Source organism: Candidatus Pelagibacter bacterium nBUS_49, assembly GCF_051200925.1.
GTDB lineage: Bacteria > Pseudomonadota > Alphaproteobacteria > Pelagibacterales > Pelagibacteraceae > Pelagibacter.
The window spans coordinates 937,397-954,200 of the sequence record NZ_CP172837.1 but is presented as its reverse complement, the minus strand read 5'-3'; the positions used below and the strand labels follow the sequence as shown (position 1 = coordinate 954,200).

18 protein-coding genes are annotated in these 16,804 nt (G+C 28.6%); 11 read left to right on the top strand and 7 right to left on the bottom strand.

Annotated elements, in window-relative coordinates:
* Nucleotides 1-8: 8 nt before the first annotated feature.
* From ACIJYF_RS05280 to ACIJYF_RS05265, 4 genes are read left to right on the top strand one after another with little or no spacing between them, the layout of a single operon-like run.
* Nucleotides 9-1,253 (top strand): NAD(P)/FAD-dependent oxidoreductase, encoded by a 1,245-nt coding sequence (locus ACIJYF_RS05280; protein ID WP_435115780.1) that lies wholly within the window; start codon nt 9-11, stop codon nt 1,251-1,253.
* Nucleotides 1,246-2,010, top strand: a complete 765-nt coding sequence (locus ACIJYF_RS05275; protein ID WP_435115778.1) for a DUF1365 domain-containing protein — start codon at nt 1,246-1,248, stop codon at nt 2,008-2,010. Before ACIJYF_RS05280 ends, ACIJYF_RS05275 begins: the two co-directional genes overlap by 8 nt.
* Nucleotides 2,010-3,188: a class I SAM-dependent methyltransferase gene (locus ACIJYF_RS05270; protein WP_435115776.1), complete on the top strand. Its 1,179-nt coding sequence runs from the start codon at nt 2,010-2,012 to the stop codon at nt 3,186-3,188. The genes ACIJYF_RS05275 and ACIJYF_RS05270 overlap by 1 nt, the downstream gene beginning before the upstream one ends.
* A 20-nt stretch (nt 3,189-3,208) precedes the next feature.
* Nucleotides 3,209-3,757 carry a DUF3833 domain-containing protein gene (locus tag ACIJYF_RS05265; protein WP_435115774.1) on the top strand — a complete coding sequence of 183 codons (549 nt, stop codon included), beginning with the start codon at nt 3,209-3,211 and terminating at the stop codon, nt 3,755-3,757.
* Here the strand turns inward: ACIJYF_RS05265 and ACIJYF_RS05260 are convergent, their stop codons facing one another.
* The gene (locus tag ACIJYF_RS05260) at nt 3,758-4,516 is read right to left on the bottom strand and encodes an SDR family NAD(P)-dependent oxidoreductase (RefSeq protein WP_435115772.1); all 759 of its coding nucleotides are present in this window, start codon (nt 4,514-4,516) and stop codon (nt 3,758-3,760) included. It lies immediately after the preceding gene.
* A 111-nt stretch (nt 4,517-4,627) separates the two neighbouring features.
* Between ACIJYF_RS05260 and ACIJYF_RS05255 the strand changes: the two genes are divergently transcribed.
* Genes ACIJYF_RS05255 through ACIJYF_RS05240 form a run of 4 tightly spaced genes read left to right on the top strand, consistent with a single transcriptional unit; the run spans nt 4,628 to nt 7,271 of the window.
* Nucleotides 4,628-5,005 carry a TspO/MBR family protein gene (locus ACIJYF_RS05255; RefSeq protein ID WP_435115770.1) on the top strand — a complete coding sequence of 126 codons (378 nt, stop codon included), beginning with the start codon at nt 4,628-4,630 and terminating at the stop codon, nt 5,003-5,005.
* Nucleotides 5,006-5,007: 2 nt separating this feature from the next.
* Complete coding sequence (locus tag ACIJYF_RS05250) at nt 5,008-6,111, top strand: NAD(P)/FAD-dependent oxidoreductase (RefSeq protein WP_435115768.1); 1,104 nt, start codon at nt 5,008-5,010, stop codon at nt 6,109-6,111.
* Nucleotides 6,112-6,114: 3 nt separating this feature from the next.
* Nucleotides 6,115-6,666: a tetratricopeptide repeat protein gene (locus ACIJYF_RS05245; protein WP_435115766.1), complete on the top strand. Its 552-nt coding sequence runs from the start codon at nt 6,115-6,117 to the stop codon at nt 6,664-6,666.
* Nucleotides 6,663-7,271 carry a 2OG-Fe(II) oxygenase gene (locus ACIJYF_RS05240; protein ID WP_435115764.1) on the top strand — a complete coding sequence of 203 codons (609 nt, stop codon included), beginning with the start codon at nt 6,663-6,665 and terminating at the stop codon, nt 7,269-7,271. Before ACIJYF_RS05245 ends, ACIJYF_RS05240 begins: the two co-directional genes overlap by 4 nt.
* On the opposite strand, the gene ACIJYF_RS05235 is transcribed toward ACIJYF_RS05240, so the two are convergent.
* From ACIJYF_RS05235 to ACIJYF_RS05210, 6 genes are read right to left on the bottom strand one after another with little or no spacing between them, the layout of a single operon-like run.
* Nucleotides 7,268-8,713: a protein adenylyltransferase SelO gene (locus tag ACIJYF_RS05235; protein ID WP_435115762.1), complete on the bottom strand. Its 1,446-nt coding sequence runs from the start codon at nt 8,711-8,713 to the stop codon at nt 7,268-7,270. The genes ACIJYF_RS05240 and ACIJYF_RS05235 overlap by 4 nt on opposite strands.
* Before the next feature lie 5 nt (nt 8,714-8,718).
* Nucleotides 8,719-11,487 carry a formate dehydrogenase subunit alpha gene (gene fdhF, locus ACIJYF_RS05230; RefSeq protein WP_435115760.1) on the bottom strand — a complete coding sequence of 923 codons (2,769 nt, stop codon included), beginning with the start codon at nt 11,485-11,487 and terminating at the stop codon, nt 8,719-8,721.
* Complete coding sequence (locus ACIJYF_RS05225) at nt 11,487-13,142, bottom strand: NADH-ubiquinone oxidoreductase-F iron-sulfur binding region domain-containing protein (protein ID WP_435115758.1); 1,656 nt, start codon at nt 13,140-13,142, stop codon at nt 11,487-11,489. Before ACIJYF_RS05225 ends, fdhF begins: the two co-directional genes overlap by 1 nt.
* 19 nt (nt 13,143-13,161) lie before the next feature.
* Nucleotides 13,162-14,001: a formate dehydrogenase accessory sulfurtransferase FdhD gene (fdhD, locus tag ACIJYF_RS05220; RefSeq protein WP_435115756.1), complete on the bottom strand. Its 840-nt coding sequence runs from the start codon at nt 13,999-14,001 to the stop codon at nt 13,162-13,164.
* Nucleotides 14,002-14,004: 3 nt separating this feature from the next.
* Nucleotides 14,005-14,481 carry an HPP family protein gene (locus ACIJYF_RS05215; protein WP_435115754.1) on the bottom strand — a complete coding sequence of 159 codons (477 nt, stop codon included), beginning with the start codon at nt 14,479-14,481 and terminating at the stop codon, nt 14,005-14,007.
* A complete protein-coding gene (locus ACIJYF_RS05210; protein WP_435115752.1) occupies nt 14,481-14,879 on the bottom strand; it encodes an iron-sulfur cluster assembly scaffold protein in 399 nt (132 codons plus the stop codon). The genes ACIJYF_RS05215 and ACIJYF_RS05210 overlap by 1 nt, the downstream gene beginning before the upstream one ends.
* Before the next feature lie 42 nt (nt 14,880-14,921).
* Between ACIJYF_RS05210 and ACIJYF_RS05205 the strand changes: the two genes are divergently transcribed.
* Genes ACIJYF_RS05205 through ACIJYF_RS05195 form a run of 3 tightly spaced genes read left to right on the top strand, consistent with a single transcriptional unit; the run spans nt 14,922 to nt 16,775 of the window.
* Nucleotides 14,922-15,530, top strand: a complete 609-nt coding sequence (locus ACIJYF_RS05205) for a molybdenum cofactor guanylyltransferase (protein WP_435115750.1) — start codon at nt 14,922-14,924, stop codon at nt 15,528-15,530.
* A complete protein-coding gene (locus tag ACIJYF_RS05200) occupies nt 15,523-16,068 on the top strand; it encodes a hypothetical protein (RefSeq protein ID WP_435115748.1) in 546 nt (181 codons plus the stop codon). The genes ACIJYF_RS05205 and ACIJYF_RS05200 overlap by 8 nt, the downstream gene beginning before the upstream one ends.
* A complete protein-coding gene (locus ACIJYF_RS05195) occupies nt 16,065-16,775 on the top strand; it encodes a molybdopterin-binding protein (protein WP_435117991.1) in 711 nt (236 codons plus the stop codon). Before ACIJYF_RS05200 ends, ACIJYF_RS05195 begins: the two co-directional genes overlap by 4 nt.
* Nucleotides 16,776-16,804 lie beyond the last annotated feature (29 nt).

The following is a 16,804-nucleotide window of genomic DNA, read 5'->3' as shown; positions in this document are numbered from 1 at the left end:
ATTTATTAATGAAAATTGCTGTAATCGGATCAGGTATATCTGGATTAAGTTCTGCATATTATCTTTCAAAAAAACATAAAGTTGATCTTTTTGAAAAACAGGATCGCTTTGGTGGTCATTCATACACACTAGATATTAAGCTTAATGATAATGAAAAAGTTGCAGTTGATATTGGTTTTATGGTTTTCAATAAAGTCACATATCCAAATTTAATAAATTTTTTTAAAGAGAATGAAATTGAAATTGAGAAAAGTGATATGTCATTCTCAGTTACTGTCAAAGATACAAATATTGAATATTGTGGCAAAGGTTTAAATGGTATTTTTTCAAATAGAGGAAATTTATTAAATATAAAATTTGTAAAAATGTTTTTTGAAATTATTAGTTTTTATAAGAATTGTGAAAAATTGGATCCAAACTCATTAGATAAGATTACTTTAGGTGAGTATTTAAAAAAAATTGGAAAATCTAAATATTTTATTAATTATCATATTATACCTATGGTCTCAGCCATATGGTCTATGCCACCCTATGAAGCCTCACAAATGCCACTAGTATTCTTTTTAAATTTTTTTAAAAACCATGGATTATTTAAACTTAAAAATAGACCACAATGGTTTACTGTTACCAATCGAAGCAAAACTTATGTTAGCAAAATACTTTCCAAAATTAGTGGCGAATATTTTAAGAATTATGAAATAAATAAAATTATAAGAAATAGTAATGGTGTTAAAATTTATTATGGTTCAGAAAGTGAATTTTTTAATTATGATAAAGTTATTTTAGCATCCCACGCAGATGAAAGTTTAAAAATTATTTCAGATATTTCAGATAAAGAGAAAGAGATTTTAAGTAATTTTAAATATAAACCAAATAAGGCCATCATCCATTCTGACGAAAGCGTAATGCCAAAAAATAAAAATGCTTGGTGTTCATGGAATTCTTCATTAAGCACTGATAATAATGAAAATTCATCAGTTACATATTGGCTTAATCAATTACAGAATTTAAAAATTGATAAAAACATCTTTTTAACCATAAACCCATTTTATGAAATAGATCAGAATAAAGTATTCAATGAAATTAGCTTTACTCATCCATATTATGATGAAAATGCTTTACAAAATCAAACAAATTTAAAATCAATTCAAAACGTTAATAATACTTTATTTGCTGGAAGTTATTTTGGTTACGGATTTCATGAAGATGGAATAAAATCTTCTATAGAAATGCTTAAAACCTTAAATGATTAACTCAGCAATTTACAACGGACATGTAGTTCATAAAAGGTTTAAACCTAAAGTTCACTATTTTAAATATAAAGTTTTTTCTCTGTTAATAGATCTTTCTGAATTAGAAATATTAGATAAAAAAGTTAATTTTTTTTCTTTCAATAAATTTAATTTAATTAGTTTTTATGAAAAAGATCATGGTGAAAGGGATGGTTCTTCACTCAAATTATGGGTAAAAAAACATTTAGAGAAAAATAATATTCAAGTTAATAAAATTAAAATTAAAATTTTATGTTATCCAAGAATTTTTGGATTTGTTTTTAATCCTTTAAGTGTTTTTTACGTTTATAACTTAGAGGATCAATTAATTTCAATTTTATATGAAGTTAAGAATACTTTTGGGGAACAACATACGTACATTTTTAAAGTAACAAAAGATTCAAATTTAATACAAAACAATTGTTCTAAAAAATTTCATGTATCACCATTTATTGAAATGAATTGTAATTATTTTTTTAGACTATTAAAACCTGGAAATAAAATCTCAGTTATAATTGATCAATATGATAGTGAAGATAAAATTCTATATGCTTCTCAAGATGGATTTAGAAGTGATTTTAATACAAAACATTTGATTAAATCTTATTTAAAGCACCCAATTATGACATTTAAGATTATTTTAGCGATACATTATGAAGCGTTTAAACTATGGACAAAAGGAATTAAATTTATAAAAAAAAAAATTAAAATTAAAAACAATATAACGATTGAAAATTAATGATTTTATATAAAATTGCTGACAAAATAATTTTTAATATTCTAAAAAGAATAAGTGTTGGATATTTAGAAATTACTTCAATATCGGGTGAACTTTTAAAATTTGGAAATTATGATCATAAACTAAAAGCTAATCTAAAAATAAAATCCTCCTCTCTAAGTTATAATTTAATTAAAGGTGGAAGTGTTGGTTTAGCAGAATGTTACATGAGAGATGAATTTGAAACGAGCAATTTATCTAATTTAATTGAATTAGCAGCAAGGAATATAAGTATTATTCATAAGTTCTCAGGAGTATTAGATTTAAAATTTTTAAATTTTATCAAAAATAAATTTATTAAAAATACAAAAAGTCGAAGTAAGGAAAACATCGCTAAACACTATGATCTTGGAAATGATTTCTTCTCACTTTGGCTTGATAAAACTCTTACTTATTCAAGTGCTATATTTGATGAACAAAATAAAGATTTATCAAAGGCTCAAAATAATAAATATCAAAAATTGATTAATTTAATTCAACCTAACACTGGTGATAAAGTTTTAGAGATTGGCTGTGGCTGGGGTGGATTTGCTGAATATTTAGGTAAAAATTATGATGTTAAATTAGATTGTATCACCATTTCAAAAAAACAATTCGAATATGCCAAAGAGAGAATTCATAATTGTGGTCTTAATGAAAAGGTAAATATTGAAATTAAAGACTATAGAGATTTAAAAAGCAAATATAATTCTATCGCATCAATTGAGATGATTGAAGCTGTTGGACAAAATTATTTAGAAAGCTATTTCAAAACTATTAAAGACAACTTGTCTGATGGTGGTAAAGCAGCCATACAAGCAATTACAATTGATGATAGTCTTTATGATAGATATAGAAATAAAGAAGATTTTATTCAAAAATATATTTTTCCAGGTGGTTTTTTACCAAATAAAAATACTATTAATAAACTTGTCTCTAAGAATGGGCTAAGTGTAAATTCTTATATTTCGTATGCAGATCATTATGCAGATACATTAGCTATATGGAGAAATGAATTTAACAAAAAATGGAGTTTAATTAAAGAACAAGGATTTGATTTAACCTTTAAAAGAATGTGGGAATTTTACCTATCTTATTGTGAAGCTGGCTTTAAATCAAAAAATATCGATTTAATTCAATTTTCACTTCAAAATAAATAATATAAATACAGGAGATATAAATGCGTCATATAAAATTTATTAGATCAATTTCATTGATAATTTCATTATTCTTAATTACAAGTTGTTCCAATAATAGTGCTATGAAACCAGAAGATTTTAATAATAAAGAACCTAGATTAATAATTGAAGAATATTTAACAGGAAATGTTAAGGCTTGGGGATTGTTACAGAATAGATCTGGCAAAGTGACTAGACAATTTTCTGCTGATTTAAATGGATCATGGAATGGTAAACAATTAATTTTAAAAGAAAAATTTAATTGGGATGATGGCGAAATTCAAAATAGAGAGTGGACTATTAATAAGATAGATGAAAATAACTATGAAGGAACAGCTGGAGATGTTGTTGGTAAAGCTAAAGGTTATTCTTATGGACCTGCATTTAAATTTGAATATGTTCTTTTAGTTCCTGTCAAAGGTAAAGAAATGAAGATCACATTTGATGATTGGATTTTTAAACAAGATGATAGAGTCGCTATTAATAGAGCTACTATGACTAAGTTTGGATTTAAAGTTGCAGAGTTAACGGTTGTATTTGTAAAAGATTAATTATTTTTTTTGATATTTTGTCATTCTACCAATTAAACCAAAATAAATTTTACTAGGTAAAAAACTTAAAAGTTTTAATGTAATTGTCAGGGCTTTAGGAAAATGTATTTCAAATATATTTTTGTTAATTAAACCATTATAAATTTGATCAGCAGCATATTCTGGTGTTTTTAAAAATGGCATTTTAAAATCATTTTTATCAGTCATAGGTGTCTTAATAAAACCTGGAGAAACTAAGCAAACACGCACATTATATCTTTTAAAATCAAAATATAAACTTTCTGCTAAATTATTTAGAGCAGATTTGGATGGCCCATAACCTGTAGAGTTTGGTAATCCTCTGTATCCAGCTATAGACGAAACTATCGTAATAATACCGTTTTTTTTATTTCTGAAATGCTCTTCAACTGCTTTAATACTATTTACAGTTCCAAAAAAATTTATTTTAAACACATCTTCTATTTGCTCTACATCTATGTCTTTTTCTTTTTTAGGGTTCCATGTGCCAGTTGAAAAAAAACATATATCTATATTTTCAAACTTGTTTTTAATTTCACTAAACACTTCTTTACATTTAAATTTGTCTGTTACATCAAGTGGAAAAGCAAAGATATTTTCATATGTATTTGAAAGCTCGTTTAATAATTCTACTCTTCTTGCTGATACTGCTACATTCCAACCTTTATTTGCAAATTTAATCGCTAAAGCTTTGCCAATTCCAGTGCTACCACCAGTTATCCAAATAGTTTTTTTAGTCATTTTTTGTTATGTATTATTAACATGATTAAAAATAAATTATTAACATTTATACTGTTTCTTCTCATTACTTTTTCAGCATCATTAATTGGAGGTTTGGCTACCATTAATTTTATGAATCCTTGGTATTCATTATTGAATAAGCCAATGTTTAATCCACCAGATTGGGTGTTTGGTCCTGTTTGGGCTATTTTATACTTGATGATGACTATTTCGATATGGCTTTATTGGTATACAAAAAACAGAGAAATGAATACAATATATACTTATTTTATACACTTAGTTTTTAATGCAACTTGGAGTATAACTTTTTTTGCATTTCATAACATGATTTTAGCTTTAGCTGTGTTAATCATATTAATAGCATTAATTATCAATCTTATTCTAAGCTTTAAACGCGTCAAGATGATTAGTGCATATTTAATGATTCCATATTTACTTTGGTGTTGCTTTGCACTAATTCTCAATACAAGCTTAATAATTTTAAATTAATTATGGATGATGTAGTAGTAATTGGTGGTGGTATAATAGGAGCAGCTACAGCATACTTTCTATCTAAAGAAGGTAGAAAAGTAAAAGTAATTGAAAGAGACCCAACTTACAAAACTGCTTCTTTTCCTTTATCATTAGGAGGATTTAGAAGACAATTTTTTCAAAAAGAAAATATTTTACTGGGTAAGTTTGCTAGAGAATTTATCTTTCAAATTCCAGATCTCTTAAAAACTGAAAAAAATCCTAATCCTACCGCAAGTATGGTGACAAATGGATATTTATTGATGTTTGGTCCCGAACATGCTGAAGAACAATATAGAGCTTTAGAAAATCATAAAAAGTGTGAAGCTGGAACAAAAAATATTAAGGGTTCGGAATTATCTAAAATTTTTCCATATATAAATAGCGAAGGTATCGAAACAGCAACTTATACTGATAATCAAAGTGAGGGATGGATCGATCCATTTATGTTTCACAGTGCACTAAAAAGTAAAGCGATAGAACTTGGAGCTGAATTTATTAAAGGTGAAGTAAAAAGTATTTCTGAAATTGAGGCTAAGACAATAGTGTCAGCAGCAGGATGTTGGACTAAAGAACTATTAGAAGATATACCAGTAGTTCCTCAAAAACACACAGTTTTCAGAGTTAAATGTCCTAAATATATAAAAGAAATGCCTTTAACAGGTGATTTAACAACAGGAGTTTATTGGAGACCAGAAGGTGGAGAATACTTAGCTGGATCACCAAATTCAGTATTTGAAGCTACAGATTTAGAACCTTCATGGAATGATTTTGAGGAATTAGTATGGCCAGCTTTAGCACAAAGAATACCAGCATTTGAAGAATTAAAACTTACTGGTGGTTGGGCAGGTTATTACGATTGTAATAAATTAGATAACAATGCAGTTGTAGGAAAGCATCCTAAGTTTGATAATGTTTATATGGCATCTGGTTTTACTGGTAGGGGTTTAATGCAAGCCCCAGGAATCGGTAGAGCATTAACCGAATTAATCACAACTGGCTCTTATCAGACAATTGATATTAGTGATTTTGCAGTTGAAAGAGTACTTGGAAATAGTGCTAGACCAGAACCTTATGTGTTATAGTTATTGAAAAAAAATAACTCATTTATGGAAAAAGATAGTTTAATAGAAAAATCCTTAAAATTAGTAAATATTAAAAAATTTGATGATGCCCTTAAAATTTTAGAACAAATTAAGATTGATGATTATAAAACTTATTTTTTAAAGGGAACAATTTATTTAGCACAGAATAAACTTGATTTAGCAGAAAAAAATTTAGCTTTAGCATCAAAACAAAATAATAAAAATTATTTAATATTTCATAATTTAGGATTAATTTACCAAACTAAAGGTGACAATAACTCAGCAAAAGAAAATTTTTTAAAAGCAATTAATATTAGTGAAAATATTGAAACTTTAAGTGAATTAGGAAAATTATATTTAAATGAAAATAATTTTGATGAAGCTGAAAAATATTTCAAAGCTGTACTTAAACAAGACGAAGACCATAGAAGAACAAATATAAGATTAGGAAATTTATATTTAAAAAAATTTGATAATAAAAAAGGATGGAGCTATATCTTCAAGGGAACAGGCCTGATTAGATTCGCAGAAAATAAATTTGAAATTATCTCATGAATAGACAAAAAATTGATTCAAAGAGTCCAAATTTTATAGGTTGTTGGAAAATAGATAATGAAAAATTATTTTCTGATATGATAAATTTTTTTGAAAATAATTCTCAACTTCATAGTAAAGGCTCTGTAAGTTCAGGCAAAGATGAGTCAATAAAAAAAACAACTGATATTACAATTCATCCAAGGGATTTAAAGAAAGAAACTTTTTCTGTCTTTACAGAATATTTTGATAATTTATATAAATGCTATCAAGATTATAGAGATCAGTGGCCTTATCTCAAAGAAAATATAAAAGTGTTGGATATACCAGGGTTCAATATTCAAAAATATAATCCTGGAGATCATTTTTCTAAAATACATTGCGAACGTGACTCAACAATATTTATGCATAGAGTTTTTGCTTGGATGACTTATTTGAATGATATCGAGTCTGACAATGGAAAAACTCATTTTTCTCATTATGATGTTAAAGTTCAACCTGAAAGAGGAAAAACTTTAATATGGCCAGCTGAGTGGACACATGCTCATGCAGGAGAAATACTAAAGGTTGAAACTAAATATATTATTACAGGCTGGTTATGTTTCCCTTTTGAAAAAATTTCTTAAGTACCACAAAAAGTTTGGTAATTTTTATTTTTAGATAATGCTTGAAAATTTTCAATATTACTTTGTGTTGTGTAAGGTTTTTTCAATATAGACAACAAATCATTCATTGGTTTAAGATTATTGTCATTTGCAGCTTCTAATGCTTCCTCTACTTTATGATTTCGAGGAATAACAATAGGATTGTTTTTTTTCATAAGTTCTAAAGAATTTTTTTTAGACCCGCCATTAATTAAAATTCGTTTTTCCCAATTCTTAGACCAGTCTATAAAATCTTTATCTTTGTATATTTGATCTTGAATAGAATTAATATTCATCAAATAGCAAAAAGTATTAGTGTAATCTGCTTGATTTGATTTCATCCAATTTAATAAATTATTAATTAGTTTTAAATCATCTTTATCTTCACCAAATAAACCAAGTTTATCTCTCATCATATTTAGCCACTTTATTTCATAAATATTTTGAAAATTATCAATGATTTCAGTTGCTATCTTAATTGCCCGATCTTCATTTTTGTCAATTAAAGGTATTAAACACTCAGCTAATCTAGCTAAATTCCATTTGGTAATAGGGGGTTGATTTGAAAATGAATATCTCCCAAATTTATCTATGGAGCTAAAAACTGTTTTTGGATCATAATGATCCATAAAGGCACACGGACCATAATCAATAGTTTCACCTGATAAAGTCATATTATCAGTATTCATCACTCCATGAATAAAACCTACACGCATCCAATTGATAACAAGCTGACATTGATTTTTCATTACAAGATTTAATAAATCCAACGCTTTATTATTAGAAGATTGAATTTCTGGGTAATGTCTTTCAACTGTGTAATTTACAAGAGTAGTTAAATCACTTATATTTTGTTTTGCTGCAATATATTGGAAAGTTCCAACTCTTATATGGCTAGAAGCTACTCTAGTTAATATTGCACCAGGCAATAAATTTTCTCTTACCACTTTTTCTCCAGTGCTAACCACAGCTAAACTTCTTGTGGTAGGGATATTCAAGGCATGGATTGCTTCACTGATAATATATTCTCTAAGCATTGGGCCTAAAACTGCACGACCATCACCACTTCTTGAAAAAGAAGTTCTCCCTGAACCCTTGAACTGTATGTCAAAACGTTTGGTATTATTGACTAAATGCTCGCCTAGAAGAACTGCCCTTCCATCACCAAGCATTGTAAAATGACCAAATTGATGGCCAGCATATGCTTGAGCAATTGTACTAGTATCACCTGGTAAAACGTTACCTGAAAATAGTTTTGCTAAATCTTTATTATCGATGTTTGAAAAATCTAAGTTTAAATCTTTAGCTAATTCATTGTTTATAATTACTAAATTTGGATCATGTACAGGAGTTGGTTTTATTTCTTCTATAAATGTTTTAGGTAATTTTGAATATGTATTATCAAAATGCCAACCAATGGTCATTTTAATTAATTAACTTCAGCTTGATGTTTTTTAGGTTTAACTTCTGTTTTAAATTGGTTTGAAATTTTTTGCACTTCTACTGAAGACACTTTGTATTCTGCACACATAGTTTCTTCATCTTTACCATGACCTGTAACCATATTAACCATATGTTCTGGAAAGTGGAATGTTGTAAATACAATTCCTTCTTTAACTTTATCCGTTACTTCAACTTTTAAAGCAACCTCACCTCTACCAGAATATAGTCTTCCAATATCACCAGTATTAATATCTCGATGTGCTGCATCTTTAGGGTGAATTAAAAGAACATCTTCATCAACAATATTAATATTTTTAGTTCTTCTTGTCATTGTAGCAGCATTATAGTGTTGAAGAACTCTGCTTGTTGTTAAAATTAAAGGATAATCTTTTTTGTTTTCCTCAATTTCTGTCAACTCTTTCCAATCAAAATTCTTAAGTTGTCCTTTTCCTAATTTAAACGTTTCAGTATGAAGAATTTGTGTATCAGTTCCATCTTCTTGAACTGGCCATTGTAATCCTAACTTACCAAGTCTTTCTCGTGTTACTCCTTTAAAGAAAGGAACAACATCTGCAATTTCTGATAAAACTTGATCAGCGTTATATGTGGGTTGATCAAAACCTAGTTTTTGCATCATCTCTGTTACAATTAATCCATCAGGTTTTGTTCCTGGCAAAGGTTCAACAGCTCTGTTTACTCTTTGAATTCTTCTTTCGGTATTTGTAAATGTACCATCTTTTTCCAAGAAAGTTGTACCAGGCAAAACAACTGTTGCAAGTTTTGCTGTTTCACTCATAAAAATTTCTTGAACAACTAAAAGCTCTAAAGAATTCATCGCTTCAACAACATGAGCACTGTTAGGATCTGTTTGAACAATATCTTCTCCAATAATCCATAGACCTTTTAATTCTTTATCAATTGCTGCTTCAAACATTTGTGGAATTTTTAATCCAGGTTTAGTCGGGTGGGTTACTCCATATTTTTCTGTATAGAATTTTTGATTTTTTGCATCTGCTACTTCAAAATAACCAGCACCTTGGTGTGGTTGACAACCCATATCAGCTGCACCTTGGACATTGTTTTGACCTCTAAGAGGGTTCACTCCAACACCTCTTCTTCCAATATTTCCAGTAATCATTGCAAGATCTGCTATTAGCATTACAGTTTTTGAGCCTTGTTGGTGTTCAGTTACCCCCAAACCATGGAATTCCATGGAATTATGTGCTGTTGCATAAGCAATTGCTGCCTCTTTAACAAGCTGCTTATCTACACCTGCAATTTTTGCTAAATGATCAACATCTTGTCTTTCAATCTCTTTAATAAAATTATCAAAACCTTCAGTTCTATCTCTTACAAAATCTGCGTTGTGTAGTTTTGATTTAATAATGAAATGTAACATCATATTAAGAACCGCAACATTTGTTCCAGGTCTAAGTTTGATGTGATAATCCGCAAGTTTAGCAAGCTCTGTAGTAATTGGATCTAGTACAATTAATTTCTTGCCTTTCATTACTTGTTGTTTAATTTTTGCACCTGTGACTGGGTGGGCGTTAGTAGGGTTGGCACCTATTACTAAAAACAAGTCAGCAAAATAAATATCCTCTGTAGAATTTGTTGCAGCTCCTGTTCCAAATGTTTGTTGCATACCCCATGCTGTTGGTGAATGACAAATTCTTGCACAACAATCTACACTGTTAGTTCCAACAGCAGCTCGTATCATCTTTTGAAAAACATAGTTTTCTTCATTTGTACATCTCGCTGAAGAAATTCCTGCAAATGCATCAGGACCATTATCATTAGTAATTCTATTCATTTCTTTTTTGATAAAGTCATAAGCTTCATCCCACGATGCTTCTTCAAATTTTCCATTTCTTTTGATTAATGGAGTTTTTAATCTGTCAGGATGATCATAAAAACTAAAAGCGTATCTTCCTTTAATACAAGTATGTCCTGCATTTACTTCTGTTTCCTTTGGAGTATCTATTGCAACAACTTTGTTGTCTTTAATTGATGCTTCTAAATTACACCCAACTCCACAATAAGAACAAGTTGTTCTAACTTTTTCATCTACATCAGCAGATTTTGATTTAAAAACATCAGAGATTGCATCTGTTGGGCAAGTATGTGCGCAAGCTCCACAAGATACACAAGAGCTATCACCAAACATCATATCATTGTCTGTTGTAATTTTAGATTCAAATCCTCTGCCACTCATTGTTAAAACAAAAGAACCTTGTATTTCATCACATGCTCTAACGCATCTTCCACAATTAATACAATTATCTAAGTTCATTCTCATATAATCATGAGAAGTGTCTCTTGGAATTCCTTTGTGCTGCTTTGGACTGTTATATCTGTGATCCGAAATACCTAAATCATTAGCAACAGTTTGAAGTTCACAATTATTATTTACTTCACAACTATCACATTCCATAGGGTGATCTGTTAAAACTAATTCAACAATATTTTTTCTAAGACTTGTTATTGCTTCATTGGATGTAAAGATATGTTGGTTTTCAGCAACTGGAGTATGACAAGATGCAACCATTCTTGTTGGGCCATCTTTTTCCAAAGCAACTTCAACTGAACAAACTCGACAAGCACCATAAGGAGCTAAATTTGGATCATCACAAAGAGTTGGAACTTTTTTTTCTCCAACATAACTTTTAACAAATTTTAATATAGATGTGTGATTAGCACCAATTTCATATGGTTTACCATCGATATAAGCTATTTTTCTTTTTTCAGAACTCATTAATTATCTTTCACCATATCATTTTTCATTTCGTCTCCAAAGTACTTAAGAATATTCATAATTGGAGTAGGGATAGCTCCACATAAAGCACACAAACAGCCTTTTTGCATTGTTACAAGCAATTCGTTAAGTAATTTAAGGGGTATTTTAGCAGTTCCTTTTTTTGCTTGATCAAACATTTCTTTACCTCTGTATGAACCAAGTCTACCAGGGAAACATTTTCCACATGATTCTTCTGCTGAAAATTCAAATAAATGATGAATATATTCGGACATTGAAAAATCTTTTGGAATACTAACAACACTAGCGTGCCCTAACATAAAACCTTTGGCTGTAAATTCTTGAAAATCTAAATTTAAATTATCAATTTCACTTAATGGTACTACACCACCTAATGGACCCCCAATCTGAAAAGCTTTAATTGGTTCTTTGTACCCTCCACCAATTTCATTAAATATTTTTTTCATTGGTGTTCCCATATCAATTTCATAAACGCCAGGATTATTAAAAAAACTATCAAGACAAACAAGTTTAGTTCCTGCAGACTTTTTATTTCCTATTGCTGAAAATTTTTCAGGACCATTTATTAAAATACCAGTTGCAGCTGCTAAAGTTTCTACGTTATTAACAACCGTTGGTTTTTTATATAAACCTTCTGTAACTGGAAATGGAGGTCTTACATCTACTTCAGCACGTCTTCCTTCAATAGATGCAATTAAAGCAGTTTCTTCTCCACAAATGTAAGCACCTTGACCAATACAAATACCTAGATCAAAAGAAAAATCTGTTCCTAAAATATTATTACCTAATAGATTTAATTTTTTAAGATCATTAATACAGCCGTTGATAGCTTCTATAGATTTTGGATATTCTCCTCTTATATATAAGACACCTTCATCACTTCCAATGACCATTCCACATAACACCATACCAAAAATAACTTTTAGTGGTTGATCTTCTAATAGGTATCTATCTGAAAATGCCCCTGAGTCACCTTCATCAGCATTACATAAAACATATTTTTTATCTCCTTTTGCTTTACTGCAAAAATCCCATTTCATTCCTGTTGGGAACCCAGCACCACCTCTTCCAGTAAGGTTTGATTCTAGTAGAGATTTAATAATTTCTTGTTTGTCTGTTTTTAAAAATTTATTTAATTGATCTTTAAATTGATCAGCAGATGATAACTTATCATCCATTAAAAAACTTGTTGTTGAATAACTTTTTGAGAAAAATTTATCTTGTTTAATTTCTTCACCTTTTAAAATTTGATCAATTTTTTCTATGTCTTTTCCTGCATAGTTTTCACCATTATAATGAAATGCATTATTTTCATAGCAATGCCCTAGGCAAAACATTTCTCCAACTTTATCATCACCTAATTTTTCTTTTAAAGTATCTTTTAATTTTTCTTGTGTACCAGCACACATGCAAGCACTTCCATTACAAACAAATGCTTTTTTTTCTCTGTGTGAAGGCCTTAAAAATTCGTAGAAACTCTCAGCACCATGAAGAGTTGAAACTCCTAAATTATGTTCTTTAGCAATTTCTTTAATATCTTTAGGATTATTGCTTAATGTATTTTCGGAGATTTGCTTAAAAAGATTGTCTTTTAAGCCTATTCTACCTGATAAATTACTAATGTTTTTTGACACAATTACCCTTTTTTTTTAATTAGCTCACAATAACTTTTTTGTTATTTGTGTAAATGTTAAAACTATTCTTCTTTACGAAACCTATGAGGGTAATGTCAAATTTATTCGCCAAATCAATAGCAAGACTAGTTGGCGCACCAACACCTATCATAATTCCAATATCAGTCATCAATACCTTTTGAACAAGTTCAAAATTTAGCCTTCCAGAGCAAGTTATGAATTGAGTTAAGGGATTAATTTGTCCATTAATTAAAGTACAACCGATAAGTTTATCTAAAGCGTTGTGACGACCCACATCCTCTTTAACAGAGATCAAATCACCGTTGTTGTTAAACAAGCCACTTGCGTGAATACCACCAGTTTTACTGAATTCAGATTGATTCTCTCGAAGTATGTTAGGGGAATTAATTATAACTTCTTTAGATATTTTAGGCTGGTCTGAATTTGTCTTATTTTGTTTTATAATTTCTAATGCATCTAATGAAGACTTACCACAGACACCACATGAGGAGTTTGACATAAAATCTCTCTTAATCTTTGAGATGTTAATATTTTCTGAATTATTTAAGGTTGCTAAAATTTTATTTTGAATGTTGTATTGACCAACTTTATCACCAAAACTTTCTACAGTATCAATATCTTTAACATCTTTTATTAATTGTTCATTGAAAAGAAAACCTCGTACTAAATCTTTATCATTACCAGGAGTTCTCATCGTAATAGATAATATTTTTGTAACCCAGTTACCGTTCTCTTTAAACTTTAATGAAATCTCTAAGGGTTCTTCAATAGAAACTAAATCCTCAAAATTTTCAAATTTATTAGAATTAAATTTTAAAACTTTATACTTAGAGTTCATAAATTATTTTAAAGGATAATTTTTTTTAAGAATAAATTTATTAATCAAAATAGCTAATAATAAAATTATAATACAACCAAAAATTATTGGGCTAATCAAATATTCATAAGAAACACTTCCAATAATCACAATAATTGGATTTCCACCTGCAGGAGGATGAACTACATTTAATAAAATCATTAATGAAATCCCAGCACCTACTGCAAGAGCGATATTCATATAAATTGGTAAAGGTATGTAGTTTACGAAAACTACCCCAACAAATGCTGTTAACAGATGGCCAAAAAAAACATTTTTTGGTTGAGCAAATGGACTTTCTGGAAAACCAAATAATAAAACCATAGAAGAGCCAAATGAACCAGCAAGAAAATACCCTAGTGTACTTTTATAAGTAAGAACAGTTAAGATGCCAATTGTAAAAGCTGAAAAAAAACCTGCAATCAACGCTTTCTGTAAAAGTGGTTTAGTAATTTTAATCATTAAGTTTTTAAAGCCTTTAAAACTGTTCTAAGTGGAAGTAATAAACAATCTTTTCTAGCAATATTCTTTTTATCTAAAATTTCTTTAAAATCCTTCCAATGTTTTTCTAAAATAGTCTTTACATCCGTAAATAAATTTTCACTTGATAATGCAAAAGACTTAATTTCTTCTACATTTTTATCTTTTATTTTTCTTGAGAGTAGGCTGACTGAGGCCTGGCAATAAACACAAGATTTACATTGATAACCCATATCTTTTACAACATCGTCTTTAACAACTAGGCTAATTTCCATTTCATCACCACATAAAGGATTTTTATGTTTTGATTTATGTGTAAAATTTTCTAGGACTTTATTGTTATCGGTATGAGATGCTATTTCTAAAATTCTAAGATCCATTATATTTCTTTAATTAAAGTCTTAATGTTTTATATTTTGTAAATGGATCATAGCAAGATTTTAGGCTCAGTACTAGCTGGCGGAAAGTCTCAAAGATTTGGAGAAGATAAATCCCAAGTTCAATTAGGTGATAAATTATTGATAGATTATGTTCTTGCTGAAATAATCGATGTATTTAATGAGATACTTATTGTCTCTAATAATCCTATTAAATTTAATCAATCAGAAAAAGTTTCATTAATTAAGGATTTTAAAAATAATTTAGGCCCACTTGGAGGTGTTTTGTCTGCAATGAAATGGATTAAAGCAAACAATAAAGACTATCAATGGGTTTCTACTTTTCCAACTGACACTCCATTTTTTAAAAACCAAATATTAAAAGATTTTTACAACAAAGTAAGTCTTAAAAAAAGTAAGCTTTTTTTTATTAAATCCAATAATACGAGACACAATATATTTGGGCTATGGTCTATTGATTTAATTGATAAATTGGAGGATGATTTAAGTAAAGGAATTAGAAAAGTTGAAGACTGGGCTGATAGTGTTGGGGTGGAAATAATTAATATGAAATTTGATAAAAATGATCCATTTTTTAATATAAATACCAAAAAGGACCTTGAAGAAGCTAAAGTAAATTTATTAAATGATTAATTATCAAATAGCAAAAAAAATTTTAAAGAAAAGCATCATCAAAATCAAAGATGAGAAAATTAAAAGTGTTAACTCTTTAAATAGAGTTGCTTCAGTAAATATTTATTCAAGTATTGATTACCCGTCAGGGAATAATGCAGCTTTTGATGGTTTTGCAATTAATTCAAAAGATACAAAAAATATAAATAAAAAAATAAACCAAAAATTTAAAATCATAGGATCCATTGCAGCAGGAGCAAAACCCTTTAAGAAAATTATTAAAAGGTTTGATGCAGTTGAAATTATGACAGGAGGAATTATTCCAAAAGGTTTTGATACCATCATCCCAATTGAAAAAATTGTTTTCTTCCCAAGCATTAAAAATAGAAAATATATTTTAATTAATAAAAAAGTTGATAAATTTAATCATGTTAGATTAAAAGGATCTGATTATAAAAAAAATGAAATTGTACTTGAGAAAAACTCGATTGTTCAACCTAATCATATATTAACATTTAAAACCCTTGGAATTAAAAACATAAGTGTAAAAAAAAAATAAAAATTTTATTTTTTTCAACTGGAAATGAAATATCTAACCAAGATAATATCCCTGATTGGAAAGTTAGAAATTCAAATTGTCATTATATTAAAAATTTAGATCAAAATTTCTTATTTAATTTTAAAAATGGTGGCATCTTAAGAGATGGTCATAAAAAAGTTTTTAAAACCAAAATAACAAAGATGTTAAAATCTAGTACTGATATTATTATTACTTCAGGTGCAGTTTCGGCAGGTAAATTTGATTTTGTGCCAGATGTTATTAGATCTTTTAAATTATCAAATTTTTTTAAAGGCGTTGCAATAAGACCAGGAAAACCAATTTTATTTGCAAAAATCAAAGGGAATCAAAAAGTAATTTTTGGTCTGCCAGGTAACCCAATGTCATCAGCTGCATGTTTTAGGTTTTTTGTGCATCCATATATTGAAAATATACTGGGCCTTAAAGAAGAAAAACCTTTAATGGCTATTTTGAAAAATAATTTTACTAAGAAGGAAAATTTTGTAAGATTTGCTAAGAGCAAACTGAACACAACTAAAAATGGAAAAGTAGAAGTGGAGATTCTTGAGGGCCAAGAGTTGTATAAATTGAAATCATTCGTTAAATCCAATATTTGGGCTTTATTGCCTGCTGGCAAGTCTAAGTTTAAAAAAGGTGAAATTATTAAATGTTTTTTTCCTAATCACTCTAACAGGTTAATAATTTGATCAATGTCATTTTTGTTGTAGTTAAATCT